This window comes from Cupriavidus sp. FW305-F7, from assembly GCF_058782875.1.
Window position 1 is genome coordinate 36,709 of record NZ_JBYSYC010000014.1, and the last position, 17,142, is coordinate 53,850.

General features: G+C 68.2%; 14 protein-coding genes and 1 riboswitch. Of the genes, 8 read left to right on the plus strand and 6 right to left on the minus strand.

The features are described from left to right. Positions 1-8: 8 nt before the first annotated feature. The 4 genes from AC3WL8_RS15115 to AC3WL8_RS15130 form a co-directional block, all read right to left on the minus strand. A complete protein-coding gene (locus tag AC3WL8_RS15115; RefSeq protein ID WP_013955305.1) occupies positions 9-818 on the minus strand; it encodes a polyphosphate kinase 2 family protein in 810 nt (269 codons plus the stop codon). Between the two features lie 107 nt (positions 819-925). Continuing rightward, positions 926-1,792 (minus strand): diaminopimelate epimerase, encoded by an 867-nt coding sequence (gene dapF / locus AC3WL8_RS15120; RefSeq protein WP_153954916.1) that lies wholly within the window; start codon positions 1,790-1,792, stop codon positions 926-928. A gap of 42 nt (positions 1,793-1,834) precedes the next feature. After that, the gene (locus AC3WL8_RS15125) at positions 1,835-2,728 is read right to left on the minus strand and encodes a lipid A biosynthesis lauroyl acyltransferase (RefSeq protein ID WP_492378384.1); all 894 of its coding nucleotides are present in this window, start codon (positions 2,726-2,728) and stop codon (positions 1,835-1,837) included. Continuing rightward, positions 2,725-3,630 (minus strand): lysophospholipid acyltransferase family protein, encoded by a 906-nt coding sequence (locus tag AC3WL8_RS15130; protein WP_153954954.1) that lies wholly within the window; start codon positions 3,628-3,630, stop codon positions 2,725-2,727. Before AC3WL8_RS15130 ends, AC3WL8_RS15125 begins: the two co-directional genes overlap by 4 nt. 331 nt (positions 3,631-3,961) lie before the next feature. Here AC3WL8_RS15130 and metK point away from each other — a divergent pair, with 331 nt between their 5' ends. Then, on the plus strand, positions 3,962-5,125 hold the full coding sequence (gene metK / locus AC3WL8_RS15135) for a methionine adenosyltransferase (RefSeq protein WP_029047350.1): 1,164 nt from the start codon (positions 3,962-3,964) through the stop codon (positions 5,123-5,125). Positions 5,126-5,327: 202 nt separating this feature from the next. Further along, positions 5,328-6,272 carry a Kdo hydroxylase KdoO gene (gene kdoO, locus AC3WL8_RS15140; protein ID WP_211980557.1) on the plus strand — a complete coding sequence of 315 codons (945 nt, stop codon included), beginning with the start codon at positions 5,328-5,330 and terminating at the stop codon, positions 6,270-6,272. Here the strand turns inward: kdoO and AC3WL8_RS15145 are convergent, their stop codons facing one another. After that, positions 6,273-7,676, minus strand: coding sequence for a coniferyl aldehyde dehydrogenase (locus AC3WL8_RS15145; RefSeq protein ID WP_211980558.1), 1,404 nt, complete (start codon positions 7,674-7,676; stop codon positions 6,273-6,275). Between the two features lie 314 nt (positions 7,677-7,990). Here AC3WL8_RS15145 and AC3WL8_RS15150 point away from each other — a divergent pair, with 314 nt between their 5' ends. Continuing rightward, positions 7,991-9,670 carry a GMC family oxidoreductase gene (locus AC3WL8_RS15150; protein WP_211980559.1) on the plus strand — a complete coding sequence of 560 codons (1,680 nt, stop codon included), beginning with the start codon at positions 7,991-7,993 and terminating at the stop codon, positions 9,668-9,670. A 4-nt stretch (positions 9,671-9,674) separates the two neighbouring features. Here AC3WL8_RS15150 and AC3WL8_RS15155 read toward each other — a convergent pair whose 3' ends face one another. Continuing rightward, on the minus strand, positions 9,675-11,336 hold the full coding sequence (locus AC3WL8_RS15155; RefSeq protein WP_492378385.1) for an acyl-CoA dehydrogenase family protein: 1,662 nt from the start codon (positions 11,334-11,336) through the stop codon (positions 9,675-9,677). Positions 11,337-11,534: 198 nt separating this feature from the next. Next, positions 11,535-11,636, plus strand: a riboswitch (TPP riboswitch). Positions 11,637-11,737: 101 nt separating this feature from the next. Here AC3WL8_RS15155 and thiC point away from each other — a divergent pair. The 5 genes from thiC to AC3WL8_RS15180 all read left to right on the plus strand — a co-directional run bounded on the left by thiC (position 11,738) and on the right by AC3WL8_RS15180 (position 17,133). Beyond that, the gene (thiC, locus tag AC3WL8_RS15160) at positions 11,738-13,618 is read left to right on the plus strand and encodes a phosphomethylpyrimidine synthase ThiC (protein ID WP_013955315.1); all 1,881 of its coding nucleotides are present in this window, start codon (positions 11,738-11,740) and stop codon (positions 13,616-13,618) included. A 138-nt stretch (positions 13,619-13,756) separates the two neighbouring features. After that, entirely contained in the window at positions 13,757-14,950 is a 1,194-nt protein-coding gene (locus tag AC3WL8_RS15165) for an FAD-dependent oxidoreductase (protein WP_211980560.1), read from the plus strand. Between the two features lie 12 nt (positions 14,951-14,962). Next, positions 14,963-15,160, plus strand: a complete 198-nt coding sequence (thiS, locus tag AC3WL8_RS15170) for a sulfur carrier protein ThiS (protein ID WP_041228272.1) — start codon at positions 14,963-14,965, stop codon at positions 15,158-15,160. Positions 15,161-15,163: 3 nt separating this feature from the next. Further along, positions 15,164-16,000: a thiazole synthase gene (locus AC3WL8_RS15175; protein WP_010813326.1), complete on the plus strand. Its 837-nt coding sequence runs from the start codon at positions 15,164-15,166 to the stop codon at positions 15,998-16,000. Beyond that, positions 15,997-17,133: a thiamine phosphate synthase gene (locus AC3WL8_RS15180; protein ID WP_211980561.1), complete on the plus strand. Its 1,137-nt coding sequence runs from the start codon at positions 15,997-15,999 to the stop codon at positions 17,131-17,133. The genes AC3WL8_RS15175 and AC3WL8_RS15180 overlap by 4 nt, the downstream gene beginning before the upstream one ends. Positions 17,134-17,142 lie beyond the last annotated feature (9 nt).

The following is a 17,142-nucleotide window of genomic DNA, read 5'->3' on the forward strand; positions in this document are numbered from 1 at the left end:
CGGGCGGCTCAGTCGACCTTGATCGTGGCCAGTTCCGGCCGGGCCGGCGGGTAGGCCGGCTTCAGGTCCTCGAAGACCTTGGTCAGGATCTCCGCCACCATCAGGTTGCGGTGTGTCTTGGAGTCGGCCGGCACCACGTACCACGGGCATTCGGGCGTGCTGGTCGCCATGATGGCAGCCTCGTAGGCGTCCATGTAGGCCTTCCAGTGCTTGCGCTCGGCAAGGTCGGTGGTGTCGAACTTCCAGTGTTTCTCCGGGTCCGCCAGGCGCGCTTCGAGCCGTGCCTTCTGCTCGTCGCGGGATATATGCAGGAAGCACTTGACGATGGTGGTGCCGGTCTCGGTTAGCATCGACTCGAAGTCCCGGATCTGGCGGAAGCGCCGCTCGCACTCGGCGGCGTCGATCCAGTCGTGCACGCGCGTGATCAGCACGTCTTCATAGTGGCTGCGGTTGAAGACCACGATCTCGCCGGTCTTCGGTACCTGCAGGTGGATGCGCCACAGGTAGTCGCGCGCCAGTTCCTCGGGCGACGGGGCCTTGAAGCCCACCACGCGGATGCCCAGCGGATCGAAGCTGCGGAACACGCCGCGCACGGTGCCGTCCTTGCCGCTGGTATCCATGCCCTGCAGCACCACCAGCAGCTTGCGCCGGTGCTCGGCGTAGAAGATGTCCTGCTGCGCGTCGAGGGCGTTGCTCAACTCGATGATGCGGGCAAGGTCTTCCTCTTTCTTGCCGCACGACAGCGGCTTGCTGCCCGGGTCGAAGTCGGCAAGGCGAAAACGCTTGCCCGAGGTGATGCGGAAATCGTCCAGCGGCATGGGCGCTCCATCGGTCTGACCAGCAAGATCAAGGGAATGGGCGCCCCCGCCGGGGCTCCGCGACAAGGAATGCGGGGCGTGTGGAAAGGGGCGCACAGCCCCTATGGTCAGGTCGGCAGGGCTGCCAGGTCAATGCTGCCTTCAAACACGGTGGTGGCCGGGCCGGTCATGCGCACCGGTTCCGCACCGCCTTCCCAGGCAATGGTCAGTTCGCCGCCATGGGTATGCACCCGAACCGGCGAGTCCAGCAGGCCGCGCCGGATGCCGGCCACCACGGCCGCGCAGGCGCCGGTGCCGCAGGCCAGGGTCTCGCCGGCACCGCGCTCGTAGACACGCAGCCGGATGGTGTGGCGGTCCTGCACCTGCATGAAGCCGGCATTGACGCGGTTGGGGAAGGCGGCATGGTGCTCCACCACCGGGCCGTCCTGCAGCACCGGGAAGTTCTCCACGTTGTCCACCACCTGCACCGCGTGCGGATTGCCCATCGATACCGCCGAGATCCATTCGGTGCGGCCGTTGACCTCCAGCCCGTACACCGTGTCCGCGCCTTCCGCGCGGGTGGGCAGGCCTTCGGCACGGAACGGCACGCGCGCCGGTTCCAGTTCGGGCGCACCCATATCCACCGTGACCTGGCCGTCGTCCTGCAGCGTCAGGGTAATGACGCCGTTCATCACTTCGACGCGCACCGAGCGCTTGTCGGTCATGCCCTTGTCGGTGACAAAGCGCACAAAGCAGCGCGCGCCGTTGCCGCAGTGCTCCACCTCGCTGCCATCGGCATTGACGATGCGGTAGCGGAAGTCGACATCGGGGCGGGACGGCTTTTCAACGATCAGGATCTGGTCCGCGCCCACGCCGAAATGCCGGCTGGCCAGCGCACGCCATTGCGCCGGAGTCAGGTCGATCTGCTGGTGGATGCCGTCGAGCACGACAAAGTCGTTGCCCGCGCCGTGCATCTTGGTGAACTGGAGTTTCATGGTGGGGATTGTAGCTGCGCGGCGCCGGACGTGCCGGCGCGCTCAGTAAATCTCGGGCTCGCCCGGCAGGCGATGCTTGAAGCGCTTGTGCACCCAGTAGTACTCCGGCACGCGCGGGCGGATGCAGTCCTCGAAGAAGGCATTCATGCGGCGCGTGTCGTCGGTGACGCTTGCGCCGGGGTAGTCTTCCCAGGGCGGCAGGATGCGCAGCACATAGCCCTGGTAGTCAGGCAGCATCTCGGTGTAGATCGGCACCACCTTGGCCCCGGTCAGGCGTGCCAGCCGCGACACCGAGGTCAGTGTCAGCGCCTGCACGCCGAAGAACGGCACGAACTCCGAGTCGCGCTCGCCGAAATCCATGTCGGCGATCAGCTGCAGCGCCTCGCCTTTCTTCAGACAGCGCAGGATGTCGCGCGCGCTGTCGTTGCGCGAGATCATGTTGGCGCCGAAGCGCCCGCGCGCGTGCTTCAGGAAGTGGTCGAACAGGTCGTTCTTCTGCCTGGTATAGAGCGACGCGCCGGAGCGGCCGAGATGCTCGCGCAGGTTGATGGTGAGCCGGATCGCGCCGGCTTCCACGCCTGACAGGTGCAGCGTGACCAGGATATGCGGGGTGCCATCCAGCGCCACCAGGTCGGCCCGGTCGTCGATCTGCACCCAGCGGCGCATCTGCGCTTCGCTGCCGGTCCAGAAGATGCCGCGCTCGGCAAAGCTGCGGAACAGGATGCGGAAGCTCTGGCGCGACAGCTCGTCGATTTCGGCCTCGGTCCGGTCCGGGAAACACAGGCGCAGGTTGGCCTGTACCACACGGCGCCGCTCGCTCGGCACCAGGTAGAGCAGGCTTCCCAGCGCCTCGCCGAAGCGCGCGACGAACGGATATGGCAGCTTGCCCAGCACCGTCAGCAAGCCGATGCCAAGCCACGTGAACACACGGCTCATGAAATCGATTGATCAGCGGCCGGCTCGGTGTCGTTGCCCGGGGTGCCCGGCGCGTCCGGGGTGCCCGCTCCGGCGGGTTGCTTGTAGCGGTTGTAAGCCCACAGGTACTGCGTGGGGCACAGGCGTACCAGTTCCTCGATGGTCCGGTTGATGACCGCTGCTGCTGCGGCAGGATCGTCCGGCAACATGCCGCCGTCGTTGATCACGCGCAGGTGGCCGCGATAGCCGGCGCCGCGCGGCAGGCGCTCGGCAAAGACCGCCACTACCGACGCGCCGGTCAGCTGCTGCAGCCGGTGCACCAGCGCCATCGTATAGGCGGGCTTGCCGAAGAACGGCGCCCAGTTGCCCTCGCCGCCACTGGGCACCTGGTCGGGCAGGATGCCCACCGCCTGGCCGCGCTTGAGTGCCTTGACCAGCATGCGCACCCCGCGCGGCGTGGCCGGCGCCATGTGCATGTCGGGGCGGGTGCGCATTTTTTCGATCCAGTCGCGCAGCCAGGGCTGGTGCGGCGGCTTGAATAGCGCGGTGACCGGGCGCTGCAGCGCGTGGGACTGCGGCAGCACTTCAAAGCAGCCCAGGTGCGGGGTCAGGATGATGATGCCCTTGCCGCGCGCCTGCAGCTTGCCCAGCTCGGGCCACAGGTAGTCGTCAAAGCCATACAGCTTCGCGCCGATCTTGCTGCGGCTCCAGAAGTAGGGCATCTCGATGATCATGCGTCCGGCCGAACGGGCCGCTTCGTCGATCATCGCCTCGGTGGCGTCGGGAAACGCCTGGCGGAAGTTCTCCCGCAGGCGCTGGCCGTAGCGGCCGGGCAGGCGCGCGCTCAGTAGTCCGAGCGCGCCGCCCGCGGCTTGCAGCAGCCGCAGGGGAAAACGGGAGATCAGCCAGAATAAAAAGGTCATCAGGCGCGAAAAGCAGGTCTGCTGCGGGTCTGTGCCGGGGAACAGGCGAACAGGCAGCGTTTTTTCTATGGCGGTATTCAGTTCCGCGCGCAGCGTGCCGTCATCGGGATTCATATGGGCACGGTGCCCCGGCAGGTTGGCCGGGTGCCGTGCTGTACCGTTGGCGCGCTGCAACGAGCCCGGCAGGCGCGTATAATAGCGTGTATCGCCGAGTTAACTGACAACTTGCGGGGCGATGCGGCTCTGACCGGGCTGCTTGAAATACCGCTAAAGCGTCGCCGCCATGAACCGCACGGGCTGGCACGCAATAGCCAACCTGGAGAATAAGTTCGTGGCAAACGACTTCCTTTTTACTTCGGAATCCGTCTCCGAAGGCCATCCCGACAAGGTCGCCGACCAGATTTCCGACGCCGTCCTGGACGCCATCCTGGCCCAGGACAAGTACGCGCGTGTGGCAGCTGAGACGCTTTGCAACACCGGTCTGGTGGTGCTGGCTGGGGAAATCACCACGACCGCCAACGTCGACTATATCCAGATCGCGCGCGACACCATCAAGCGCATCGGCTACGACAATACCGAGTACGGGATCGACTACAAGGGCTGCGCGGTGCTGGTCGCCTATGACAAGCAATCGCCCGACATCGCCCAGGGCGTTGACCGCGCTTCCGACGACTACCTGAACCAGGGTGCCGGCGACCAGGGCCTGATGTTCGGCTACGCCTGCGACGAGACCCCGGAACTGATGCCGTTCCCGATCTACTACGCCCACCGCCTGGTCGAGCGCCAGTCGCTGCTGCGCCGCGACGGCCGCCTGCCCTGGCTGCGCCCGGACGCCAAGTCGCAGGTGACGGTGCGTTATGTCGACGGCAAGCCGCACAGCGTGGATACCGTGGTGCTGTCGACCCAGCATTCGCCGGACATCACCCAGGCCCAGATCCGCGAAGCGGTGATCGAAGAGATCATCAAGCCGGTGCTGCCGGCCGAGATGCTGAAGGAAACCAAGTACCTGGTGAACCCGACCGGGCGCTTCGTGATCGGCGGCCCGCAGGGCGACTGCGGCCTGACCGGGCGCAAGATCATCGTCGATACCTACGGCGGCGCTTCGCCGCACGGCGGTGGCGCGTTCTCGGGCAAGGACCCGTCCAAGGTCGACCGCTCGGCCGCCTACGCCGCGCGCTACGTGGCCAAGAACGTGGTGGCCTCGGGCCTGGCGCGCCAATGCCAGGTGCAGGTCAGTTATGCCATCGGCGTGGCCCGCCCGATCAACGTCACCGTCTACACCGAAGGCACCGGCAAGATCCCCGACGCCAAGATCGCAGAACTGGTGCAGGAGCATTTTGACCTGCGCCCGAAGGGCATCGTGCAGATGCTGGACCTGCTGCGCCCCATCTACGAGAAGACCGCCGCCTACGGCCACTTCGGCCGTGAAGAGCCGGAATTCTCGTGGGAAGCCACCGACAAGGCGGCTGCGCTGCGCGCCGCGGCTGGCCTGTAAGCGCCACCCGCGTTAGCAGCACTGACGGCAAGCCCCGCCGGCCCGCAAGGGCCCGCGGGGTTTTTTTACGCGGACTTGATCTTGGTCCAGTCGCCGCGTGACGCCGGCGCCACCGCAAGCAGCAGGGAGTAAAATCCCGCCATCCCAAGCCGCCACGCCGGCGGCCGACCCCAAACACTGGTGACCGTTTCCAGAGGATGCCATGTCCGAAGCGCCTGTCCTTGCCCCCTCGACTTCAACCCCGCCGCCCGCCGCCGCCGGCCAGCTCAACCTGATCCGCCCGCAGCCATATACCGACTGGGCGCCGCAGGTCACGGCCGAAGAACGCGCCACGCTGCGCCGCGAGCTGGAGCAGGGCGCCGTGCTGTACTTCCCGAACCTGAATTTCCGTTTCCAGCCGGGCGAAGAGCGCTTCCTGGACAGCCGCTATTCCGACGGCAAGTCCAAGAACATCAACCTGCGCGCCGACGACACCGCAGTGCGCGGTGCCCAGGGCAGCCCGCAGGACCTGGCGGACCTGTACACGCTGATCCGCCGCTACGCCGACAACAGCGAATTGCTGGTGCGCACGCTGTTCCCGGAATACATCCCGCACATGACGCGCGCCGGCACCTCGCTGCGGCCCAGCGAGATCGCCGGGCGCCCGGTCAGCTGGCGCAAGGACGACACCCGCCTGCACGTGGACTCGTTCCCGTCCAACCCGATGCTGGGCAAGCGCCTGTTGCGAGTGTTCCACAATATCGACCCGGCTGCGGCGCGCGTGTGGCGCGTGGGCGAGCCGTTCGGCGATTTTGCGCAGAAGTTCGTGCCCAAGACCCATGGCATGTGGCCCGGGCAGGCGGCGCTGATGAAGCTGCTGCATATCACCAAGCGCAAGCGCTCGGAATACGACCACCGCATGCTGCAGCTGCATGACCTGGCCAAGGCCGACCTGGATTACCAGGCCAAGGTGCCGCAGCAGGAATTCCACTTCCCGCCGGGTTCCACCTGGATCGTCTTCAGCGACCAGCTGCTGCATGCGGCCATGCGCGGACGGGCGATGATGGAGCAGACCATCTACCTGGCGCCGCAGGCGATTTCCGACCACACCCACTCGCCCGAGGCGGTGCTGTCGCGCATGCTCGGGCGGCCGATGCTGGTGTCCTGATCAACGCAAAAGCAGGCGCAACATGGTTTCGAAGGTCTTGCCGTAAGGCGGCTTGAGCAGGCCGGCGCCGTTCAGGCCGGCCTGGTGGAACACCGGCTTCACCTTGGAGAAGGTGTCGAAGCCCGCCTGGCCGTGATAGGCGCCCATGCCGCTGGCGCCGACCCCGCCGAAGGGCAGGCCGTCCTGGGCGATATGGAACAGCGTGTCGTTGACCGTGACGCCGCCGGCAACGGTCTGCTTCATCACATGGCCGATGGCGCCGCGGTCGCGCTCGAACAGGTACAACGCCAGCGGTCGCGGGCGCGCATTGATGTAGTCCACCGCCTCGTCCAGGGTGCGGTACGTCACCACGGGCAGCACCGGCCCGAAGATCTCCTCGCGCATCGCCGTGATGCCTTCGGGCACATCCAGCAGCAGCACCGGCGGCAGGCGCCGCGCCTGCGCGTCCGGCTGCGCATCGGACAGCGGCACCACGGTCGCGCCTTGCGCCGAGGCTTCATCCACCAGCGACGCCAGGCGCGCGAAGTGGCGCGGGCTGATGATGCTGGTGTAGTCCCCGTTGCGCGCCAAGTCCGGATAGAGCCGGCCCACGCACTGGCGTGCCGCTTCTACCAGCTGCCCGCGCAGGTCTTCCGGCACCAGCACGTAGTCTGGCGCGATGCAGGTCTGGCCCGCGTTCATCAGCTTGCCCACCAGGATGCGCTCCACCGCACGTGGCAGGTCGGCGCCGGCGCCGATAATCGCCGGCGATTTGCCGCCGAGTTCCAGCGTCACCGGCGTCAGGTTGGCGGCCGCCGCGCGCATCACATGGTGGCCGACCGCGGTCGAGCCGGTGAACAGCAGGTGGTCGAAGGGCAGCGCGGTAAAGGCGCTCGCCACCTCGGCATCGCCGTTGACCACCACGATCTCGTCCGGCGCAAAGTGCTGCGGCACCAGTTGCCCGAACAAGGCCGCAAAGCGCGGCGTGTATTCCGACAGCTTCACCATGGCGCGGTTGCCCGCCGCCAGTGCGCCGGCCAGCGGCCCCACCGTCAGGTACAGCGGATAGTTCCAGGGCACCACGATGCCCACCACGCCCAGCGGCTGCGGCACCAGCCGCGAGCGGCCCGGGCGGAACCAGAAGCCGGTGGCGGCGCGGCGCACGCGCATCCAGCGCTTGCCGTGGCGCAGCGCGTCGTCGATGCCGCCCAGGCTCGGGAATACCTCCAGCAGCGCGGTTTCCTGCCGCGGCCGGTTGGTGAAGTCCGCGTGGATGGCGGCGGCAATGGCAGCCTCGTTCTCTGTCACCAGCCGGCGCAGGCGCTGCAGGCGGTCGGCGCGCACGGCCCAGGCGGGCAGCTGGTCGCGCCGTGACGCAGCGTGCATGGCGCCAAAGACGGACGACAGGTCGGGGACTTCTCGCATTGCTGCGCTCCTGGGCAAGGGACGTGCGGGGACAGTGGAAGCGGATCGCGGCGGGTGGCGGTGCAACGGTCCGCGTGTTCCCGCGCACGATAAGGTAGCGTGCCAGCCATGGCAATGGAAGTTTCCTACCAGAAGGGCAATTCAAACGCCCGTCTGCGCAGCGCGGCGGCCCGCGCCACCGGGCTTCTCCACCGTCCGGGCTAGCGCCTACACTGAATCTCACAGCTTGCCATCCGCTGGACGGACAGGGCGCGCACGCACTGGCGCGGCCCGGCTCACGCACGCGCGCCGCCTGCGGACTCGCGGGGAGACAGATGGAAACCACCTTTGACTACGTCATCGTCGGCGCGGGCTCGGCGGGCTGTGCGCTGGCGGGGCGGCTTGCCGACAGCGGCGACGACACCATTGCCCTGGTCGAGGCCGGGCACCACGATCACCATGTGCTGATACGCACACCCGCGGCGCTTGCCGCGCTGCTGCCGCGCGCGGGGGCACGCAACTACGGCTATGAAACCGTGCCGCAGCCAGGCCTGAACGGCCGCAGCGGCTACCAGCCGCGCGGGCGCGGGCTGGGCGGCAGTTCCTCGATCAACGCCATGATCTACACGCGTGGCCGTGCCGCCGACTACGACGCGTGGGCCGCCGCCGGCTGCGACGGCTGGTCGTGGGACGACGTGCTGCCGTACTTCCGTCGCGCCGAGTGCAATGAACGCCTGGCCGGCAGCGACGACGACCCGCTGCACGGCGGCAACGGCCCGTTGCACGTGAGCGACCTGCGCACTCCCAACCCCTTTGCCGAACGCTTCATCGAGGCCGCGCAGCAGGCGGGCTTCCCGCGCAACGACGATTTCAACGGCGAAGAGCAGGAGGGCGTGGGCTGGTACCAGGTCACGCAGCACGCGGGCGAGCGCTGGAACGCGGCGCGTGCCTACCTGCACGGTGGCAACAAGCGCGACCGGGCCTGCAACGGCGGCCGCGCGCACCTGCAGGTGCTGACCGATACGCAGGCGCTGCGCATCGTTTTCGAAGGCCGCCATGCGGCCGGGGTGCAGGTGGTGCGCGAGGGCCGCCGGCAACTGCTGCGCGCGCGCCGCGACGTGATCGTGTGCGCGGGCACATTCGGCTCGCCGCAGCTGCTGATGGTGTCGGGCGTCGGCCCCGCCGCGCACTTGCGCGAGCACGGCATCGCCGTCGTGCATGACCTGCCTGGCGTGGGCGCCAACCTGCAGGACCATCTCGACATCGTGCTGCACAAGCGCGTGGCCGTGCCTGAATTGTTCGGCGTGTCGTTCGGCGGCCTGGCGCGGCTCGTGTCTGAAATGCTGCGCTACCGGCGCGAGCGCACCGGCATGATGTCAAGCAACTTCGCCGAGGCAGGCGGCTTCCTGCGCAGCCGCCCGGATCTGCCCGAGCCCGACCTGCAGCTGCATTTCGTGGTCGGCATGGCGGATGACCACATGCGCCGACTGAACTTCGGCCACGGCTATTCCTGCCATGTCTGCGTGCTGCGCCCGCGCAGCCGCGGCGAGGTGCGGCTGGCCTCGCACGATATCCGGCGCGCGCCGCTGATCGACCCGCAATACCTGAGCGATGCGCGCGACCTGGACGACATGGTGGCTGGCGTGCGCATCGTGCGCAGCATCTTTGCGCAGCCGCAGCTGGCCAGCTTTGGCGGACGCGAACTCTATTCCGCCGGCCTGCGAGCCGATGGCAGCGACGACGCTGCCGTGCGCGAGATGATCCGCGAGCATGCCGACACCATCTATCACCCGGTCGGCACCTGCCGCATGGGCATGGATGCGATGGCGGTGGTGGACCCGCAATTGCGCGTGCGCGGCGTCGAGGGCTTGCGCGTGGTCGATGCGTCGGTGATGCCGACCCTGGTCGGCGGCAACATCAATGCGCCCGCCATCATGATCGGCGAGCGCGCGCATGACCTGATCCGCTATGCGCCGCGGGTGATGCTGCGGGTGCTCGAATCAATGGAGGCTTGAATCGTCAGCCTTCGAAGCCGCGCGAGAACACCCGCTTGAGCACGTCGGCATCCGCATCCAGCGTGCCGAACACGCGCCCGTGCTGCCGTCCCAGCCGGCTGGCGACGAACAGCTCCGCATTCTCGGTATCGACATGCGCCAGCATCAGCGCGGCCTGTGCGGTCAGCACCAGCCCCTGCGCAAAGCGGCGTGCATTGGCTTCCAGCAGTTCGGGGTTCTCGTGCAGCATGGCCTGCAGCGATGCCAGTTCTGCGCGTACCGCCGGATGGCCGCCGGCGCGGCGCGACAGGTCTTGCAGCAAGCGTGCGGCATCGTCGGGATTGCGCTGGATGGCGCGCAGCACGTCCAGGCACATGATATTGCCCGAGCCTTCCCAGATCGAGTTGACCGGCGCCTCGCGGTACAGCCGCGCCATCGGGCCTTCTTCCACGTAGCCGTTGCCGCCCCAGACTTCCATGGCTTCGCCGGTGGCTTCCAGCGCGCGCTTGCAGACCCAGAACTTGGCCGCGGGGGTGACCACGCGCTTCCATGCCGCCGCGAGCGGATCATCGTCAGCGTGCTCGAAGGCGTGGCCCAGCTCCATCATCAGCAGGGTGGCCGCTTCGGATTCCAGCGCCAGGTCGGCCAGCACATTGCGCATCAGCGGCTGGTCGGCCAGCAGGCGCCCGAAGGCGCTGCGGTGGCGCGCATGGTGCAGCGCCTGCACAAAGGCGGCGCGCAGGATCGCGGCGCTGCCGATCACGCAGTCGAGCCGCGTGCTGGTGGCCATCTCGATGATGGTCGGGATGCCGCGGCCTTCCTCGCCGATCAGGATGCCGGTGGCGTCGCGGAATTCCACCTCGCTGCTGGAATTGGAGCGGTTGCCGAGCTTGTCCTTGAGCCGCTGGATCAGCACCGCGTTCTTGCTGCCGTCGTCGCGAAAGCGCGGCACGAAGAAGCACGACAACGGGCCGTCTTCGGCGCCCATGCGCGCGACCACCAGGTGCGCATCGCACATCGGCGCGGAGAAGAACCACTTGTGCCCGGTCAGCGCGTATTCCGCGCCGCGGCCCTCGCCGCGCACCGCGCGCGCCACGGTGGTGTTGGCGCGCACGTCCGAGCCGCCCTGCTTCTCGGTCATGCCCATGCCGATCATGATTGCGCTCTTGCTGCGCCACGGCAGGTCGCGCGCATCGTGTTCGGTCGCATACAGCCGCGGCTCCAGTTCGGCAAACAGTGCGGTTTCCTTGCGCAGCACCGGGATGCTGGCGAAGGTCATGGTGGGCGGGCACAGTGAGCCGGATTCCACCTGCGCCTGCAGGAAGTAGCCGGCGGTGCGCGCCACCCATGCGCCCGCGCGCGGCTGGGCGAAGGGCAGGGCCTGCAGCTGCTGGCTGCGCAGCAAGCCCAGCAGCGCATGCCAGCTCGGGTGGAAATCCACGGCATCGATGCGCTCGCCGGTGCGGCTGTGCGTGTGCAGCTCGGGCGTGTGCCGGTTGGCATCGGCTGCCCATTGCTGGACTTCCGGCTCGCCCAGGCGCGCGCCGAACTGGCCCAGCGCCGCGGCATGCCAGCCGCCTCCCAGCCGATCCAGTGCGCCGCGCAGCGACGGGTCGGTGGAAAACAGGTTGTAGTGCGCGAGATCGGGCACCTGGTTGAATACGCGGTGGGTGGCAGCTTCAGTCATGGCGGCATGGAAGGTGGACGCGTCCTGCTTGCATGGTAGAGCACGTGACGCGCGTTTGAGTGCATTGCCATGCCCTTGCGTGCGATTCGTGCGCTGCAGCATGCGTTATTTGATACCTGTGCGCACAGCTGTGGCACCACAAATGGAGGTCAATTGGCACTAGCGCCCGCCGGGGGCTTGTGCTTAAATTCACCCCGTTGGATGAAACAGGGGTGCCGTACGGATGGGCCGTGCGGCTGAGAGAGTCCCTTCGAACCCGATCCGGCTAGTACCGGCGTGGGAAGTTTCACAAGACCAAGTCTCCAGTCCCTCCGGGACTCGCCGCCCCAGGCCTCAGGCCCCAGGCAGCGCTCACAAGGCTCCTGGTTTCGTCCACCCCCGCAAGAGAGAGGACGACACCCATGGCCCGTACTGCCCCCGCTGCATCCTTCGAATCGCTCGAAAGCGACCTCGACCAGAAATTCGCCTATCCGGCTTCCAGCAAGACCTACCTGACCGGCAGCCGCCCGGATATCCGCGTACCGCTGCGCACCATCCTGCAAACGTCGACGCGCACCGACAAGGGCGAGATGTCCAATCCGCCGATCCCGGTGTACGACACCTCGGGCCCGTACAGCGACCCGGACGTGCATATCGACCTGAAGGCCGGCCTGCCGGCGCTGCGCGCCAAGTGGATCGATGAGCGCGGCGATACCGAAGTGCTCAAGGGCCTGTCGTCGGAATACGGCCGCGACCGCGCCAACGACCCCGCCACCGCGCACCTGCGTTTTGCCCAGCTGACCAACCCGCGCCGCGCCAAGGCCGGTGCCAACGTGTCGCAGATGCACTATGCGCGCAAGGGCATCATCACGCCGGAAATGGAATACGTGGCGCTGCGCGAGTCGCTGAACCTGCAGGCGCTGTACGACAAGCCCGAATACAAGGCGCTGCTGCGCCAGCACCCCGGCAACGCGCTGGGCGCCGGCCTGCCGCTGCGTCCGGAAGACATCACGCCGGAATTCGTGCGCCAGGAAATCGCCTCGGGCCGCGCCATCATTCCCGCCAACATCAATCACACCGAGCTGGAGCCGATGGCGATCGGGCGCAATTTCCGCGTCAAGATCAACGGCAACCTGGGCAACTCGGCGGTGACCTCGTCGCTGGCCGAGGAAGTGGAAAAGATGGTGTGGTCGATCCGCTGGGGCGCCGACACCATCATGGACCTGTCCACCGGCAAGCACATCCATGAAACCCGCGAATGGATCCTGCGCAACTCGCCGGTACCCATCGGCACGGTGCCGATCTACCAGGCGCTGGACAAGACCGGCGGCATCGCCGAGGACCTGACCTGGGAGATGTTCCGCGACACGCTGATCGAGCAGGCCGAGCAGGGCGTGGACTACTTCACCATCCACGCCGGCGTGCTGCTGCGCTATGTGCCGCTGACCGCCGACCGCGTCACGGGCATCGTCTCGCGCGGTGGTTCGATTATGGCCAAGTGGTGCCTGGCGCACCACAAGGAAAACTTCCTGTACACGCACTTCGACGAGATCTGCGAAATCATGAAGGCCTATGACGTGTCGTTCAGCCTCGGCGACGGCCTGCGTCCGGGCTGTATCGCTGACTCCAACGACGACGCCCAGTTCGGCGAGCTGCGCACGCTGGGCGAGCTCACCGCCAAGGCGTGGGAGCACGATGTGCAGGTGATGATCGAAGGCCCGGGCCACGTGCCGCTGCAGCGCATCCAGGCCAATATGGATGAAGAGCTGAAGCACTGCTATGAAGCGCCGTTCTACACGCTCGGACCGCTGGTGACGGACATCGCCCCCGGCTACGACCACATCACCAGCGGCATCGGCGCGGCCAACATCGGCTGGATGGGCACCGCCATGCTGTGCTACGTCACGCCCAAGGAGCACCTGGGCCTGCCGGACAAGGAAGATGTGCGCGAAGGCATCATCACCTACAAGATCGCCGCGCACGCCGCGGACCTTGCCAAGGGCTGGCCCGGCGCGCAGCTGCGCGACAACGCGCTGTCCAAGGCACGCTTCGAATTCCGCTGGGAAGACCAGTTCAACCTGGGCCTGGATCCGGAACGCGCGCGTTCGTACCACGACGCCACGCTGCCGGCCGAAGGCGCCAAGATCGCCCACTTCTGCTCGATGTGCGGGCCGAAGTTCTGCTCGATGAAGATCACGCAGGAAGTGCGCGATTACGCGGCGTCGCTGCCCAAGGAAGCGAAGCAGGGCATGGAAGAAAAGTCGATCGAGTTCCTGAAGAAGGGCAGCAAGATCTACTCGTGATGCCGTGACAGGTAGTACGGGCATGGCGTCGCAACCCATGCCCGCGCATGATCCCCCGCCGCGCAGCGCCCCGCGCGGCGGCACCGACAACAAGGAGGCCGGACGCGGCCGCATGGCGCGTCCGGCACTACACCCCTCATGACAGCAGTGCAGTCGTTTGACGTCGCCATCCTCGGGGCCGGTCTTGCCGGCCGCCTGGCCGCCTGGCAACTGGTACGCAGCGGCGCCCGCGTGGCGCTGGTGGAGCGGGCCGGGCCGGACGGCGCGGGCTCGGCCGCCTATGTGGCCGCGGCCATGCTGGCGCCGCTGGCGGAATCGGCCATTGCCGAGCGCCGCATCGTCGACCTGGGCATCGCCAGCGTCGACCTGTGGCGCGCCTGGCTGGCCGAATTGCCTGAGCCGGTCTTTTTCCAGGAGGACGGCACGCTGGTGGTCTGGCATGCGCGCGACCGCGCCGAGATGTCGCTGTTCACCAGCCGCGTGCGCGCGGTGGCGCCGCCCGAACTGGTGTCGCAGCGGCTGCGCGCGCTGGATGGCAAGGGCGTGGGCGAAGTCGAGCCCGCGCTGGCGGGCCGCTTCCCGCAGGGCCTGCTGCTGGCCGGCGAAGGCCAGCTCGACAACCGTGGCGCGCTGCGCGCGCTGTTGTCGTGCGCGGTCAGCGAAGGCGTGCATTGCCTCTGGGAGGCCGGCGAGGTCGATGCCGAATCGCTGCCCAAACTTGGTATCCGTGCCGACGTGGTGCTGGATTGCCGCGGCCTGGGCGCGCGCGCGTCGTGGCCGGCGCAACCCGGCGGCACCCAGCCGGGGCTGCGCGGCCTGCGCGGCGAAGTGGTGCGCGTGCATGCGCCCGACGTCAGGCTGCACCGGCCGGTACGGCTGCTGCATCCGCGCTACCCGATCTATATCGCGCCCAAGCCCAACGACCTGTACGTGATCGGTGCCACCGAGCTGGAAAGCGAGGATGATTCGCCCATGAGCGTGCGTTCCGCGCTGGAGCTGCTGTCGGCGGCGCATTCGCTGCACCCCGCCTTCGGCGAAGCGCGCGTGCTGGAGCTGAACGTGCAGCGGCGCCCGACGCGGCCCGACCACCTGCCGGCGATCCGCGTGGACCAGCGCGCGCGCGTGGTGCGCGTCAACGGGTTGTACCGGCATGGCTTTCTGATTGCGCCGGCGGTGACCGAGGCTGCGTGCGCGGTGGTGGGCGCGCTGCTCAAGGGCGATCCCGCGGCCCATGCGGTGCCGGCCGCGCTGCGCTGGCCTGGCATGATCGAAGCCGTGACCGAAGCGCCCGCCGCCACTACCATGGCCGCACCTGGCGGACTGCTGCACTAACGCATGACTGACATGGAAATCCTGCTCAACGGCCGACCGCTCGCCCTTGCCGATTCCGCCACGCTGGCGGACGCGGTGAGCGCGGCGCAGATCGCGCCCCCCTTTGCCGCGGCGGTCAACGGCCAGTTCGTGCCGCGCGGCGCCCACGCCAACACCCTTCTCGCGGCCGGCGACCGCATCGACCTCGTGCAACCCGTGACGGGAGGCTGACCCATGACTTTCGAACCTTCCGAAACCTTGCGCGACCCGTTCGTGCTGTATGGCGAGTCGTTTGGCTCGCGCCTGCTGCTGGGCACCGCGCGCTACCCGTCGCCGGCCACGCTGGAGGCCGCCGTGCAGGCCTCCAGGCCCGCCATGATCACCGTTGCCCTGCGCCGCCAGGGCGCGGTCGGCGCCGGCGAGGGCGGCCAGGCCTTCTGGCAGATGCTCAAGGCGCTGGACGTGCCGGTGCTGCCCAATACCGCCGGCTGCTTCACCGCGCAGGAAGTGATCACCACCGCGATGATGGCGCGCGAGGTTTTCGAAACGCCGTGGATCAAGCTGGAGCTGATCGGCGACGACTACACGCTGCAGCCCGATACGCTGAACCTGCCGGCCGTGGCCGAGACCCTGATCAAGGAAGGCTTCAAGGTGCTGCCGTACTGCACCGAGGACCTGGTGCTGTGCCGCCGCTTGCTCGACGTGGGCTGCCAGGCGCTGATGCCATGGGCCGCGCCGATCGGCACCGGCCGCGGCGCGGTCAACCCGCACGCGATGCGCGTGCTGCGCGAGCGCCTGCCCGACACGCCGCTGATCGTCGATGCCGGCCTGGGCCTGCCGTCGCACGCGGCGCAGGTGCTGGAGTGGGGCTACGACGGCGTGCTGCTCAATACCGCGGTGGCGCAGGCTGCCTACCCGGTCAATATGGCGCGCGCCTTTGCGCAGGCCGTTGAGGCCGGCCGCACCGCCTACCTGGCCGGGCCGATGCCCGAGCGCGAGGTGGCGCAGGCCAGCACCCCTGTCGTCGGCATGCCGTTTTGGCACGCCGACAGCACGGAGCAGCGCGCATGACCCGCCGCGCCGTGCATGCCGCCAGCGACGGCCCGCTGCGCCAGGCGGTGCTGGAACACTATGGCGAGACCTTCGGCGTCGATGACAAGCCGTGGCAGGCCTGGCGCCTGGCCGACGCACCCGCGCAACCCGGCGCCCACGACGTGCTGCTGTTCGACGGCGAAGCCGACGCAGGCACGATCGCGCGCCTCGCCGCCGCGGGCGCCACGCTGATCGAGACCGACCGCGAGGGTGGCCAGTGGATCGACACCGTGCGCTCGCCGATGGGCACGTGGGTCTTCTCCGTTGCCGCCGACACCGACCAGCCGCATTCGCCCGCCTTCGTTGCGGTGCTGCTGGCCAGTCTGTCGCTGCATTTCCCCGCGCACGACGCGCTGTGCCTGGCACGTGCCTGGGAGCCGGGCTCGGCCGACTGGCCGTCTGACTTTGCCCGCTTCCCGCACGTGCGGCACGCCGCCCTGGCGGCCCCCGAGCAGGCCGCGGCGCCGTTCGCGCCGTGCCCCGCGCTGGGCCTGTACGTGGTGGTGCCAAGCGCCGAATGGATCGAGCGCCTGGCGCCGCTGAACGTGCCGACGGTGCAGCTGCGCTTCAAGTCCGACGACCCGGCCGCGGTGCGCGCCGAGATCGCACGCGCGGCGAAGGCCATGCAGGGCTCGTCTTCGCGCCTGTTCGTCAACGACCACTGGCAGGCCGCGATCGACTACCGCGCCGCCAACGGTGGCGAGCACAGCGGCATCTACGGCATCCACCTGGGCCAGGAAGACCTGGACGATGCCGACCTCGATGCGATCCGCGCTTCGGGTCTGCGCCTGGGTGTCTCCACCCATGGCTATGCCGAGATGCTGCGCGTGGCCGCGATCCGCCCCAGCTACCTGGCGCTCGGCGCGATCTTCCCCACCACGACCAAGGTGATGCCGACCCAGCCGCAGGGCATGGGCCGCTTCCGCGCCTATGTGAAGCTGATGCAGCCGGTGATCCCGTCGCTGGTGGGCATCGGCGGCGTCAACGTGGCCAATATGCGCGAGGTGCTGGCCGTCGGCGCCGGCAGTGCCGCCGTGGTGCGCGCGGTGACCGAGGCTGATGACGTGCCGGCCGCGGTGGCCCACCTGGTCAGCCTGTTCCCGGCCGCCTGAACGCGGCTC

What these genes read in the sequence shown, in the direction of transcription:
- AC3WL8_RS15115 (WP_013955305.1), bottom strand. Translation starts at nt 818, where the DNA reads ATGCCGCTGGACGATTTCCGCATCACCTCGGGCAAGCGTTTTCGCCTT.
- dapF (WP_153954916.1), bottom strand. Translation starts at nt 1,792, where the DNA reads ATGAAACTCCAGTTCACCAAGATGCACGGCGCGGGCAACGACTTTGTC.
- AC3WL8_RS15125 (WP_492378384.1), bottom strand. Translation starts at nt 2,728, where the DNA reads ATGAGCCGTGTGTTCACGTGGCTTGGCATCGGCTTGCTGACGGTGCTG.
- AC3WL8_RS15130 (WP_153954954.1), bottom strand. Translation starts at nt 3,630, where the DNA reads ATGACCTTTTTATTCTGGCTGATCTCCCGTTTTCCCCTGCGGCTGCTG.
- kdoO (WP_211980557.1), top strand. Translation starts at nt 5,328, where the DNA reads ATGTCCGAAGCGCCTGTCCTTGCCCCCTCGACTTCAACCCCGCCGCCC.
- AC3WL8_RS15145 (WP_211980558.1), bottom strand. Translation starts at nt 7,676, where the DNA reads ATGCGAGAAGTCCCCGACCTGTCGTCCGTCTTTGGCGCCATGCACGCT.
- AC3WL8_RS15150 (WP_211980559.1), top strand. Translation starts at nt 7,991, where the DNA reads ATGGAAACCACCTTTGACTACGTCATCGTCGGCGCGGGCTCGGCGGGC.
- AC3WL8_RS15155 (WP_492378385.1), bottom strand. Translation starts at nt 11,336, where the DNA reads ATGACTGAAGCTGCCACCCACCGCGTATTCAACCAGGTGCCCGATCTC.
- thiC (WP_013955315.1), top strand. Translation starts at nt 11,738, where the DNA reads ATGGCCCGTACTGCCCCCGCTGCATCCTTCGAATCGCTCGAAAGCGAC.
- AC3WL8_RS15165 (WP_211980560.1), top strand. Translation starts at nt 13,757, where the DNA reads ATGACAGCAGTGCAGTCGTTTGACGTCGCCATCCTCGGGGCCGGTCTT.
- thiS (WP_041228272.1), top strand. Translation starts at nt 14,963, where the DNA reads ATGGAAATCCTGCTCAACGGCCGACCGCTCGCCCTTGCCGATTCCGCC.
- AC3WL8_RS15175 (WP_010813326.1), top strand. Translation starts at nt 15,164, where the DNA reads ATGACTTTCGAACCTTCCGAAACCTTGCGCGACCCGTTCGTGCTGTAT.
- AC3WL8_RS15180 (WP_211980561.1), top strand. Translation starts at nt 15,997, where the DNA reads ATGACCCGCCGCGCCGTGCATGCCGCCAGCGACGGCCCGCTGCGCCAG.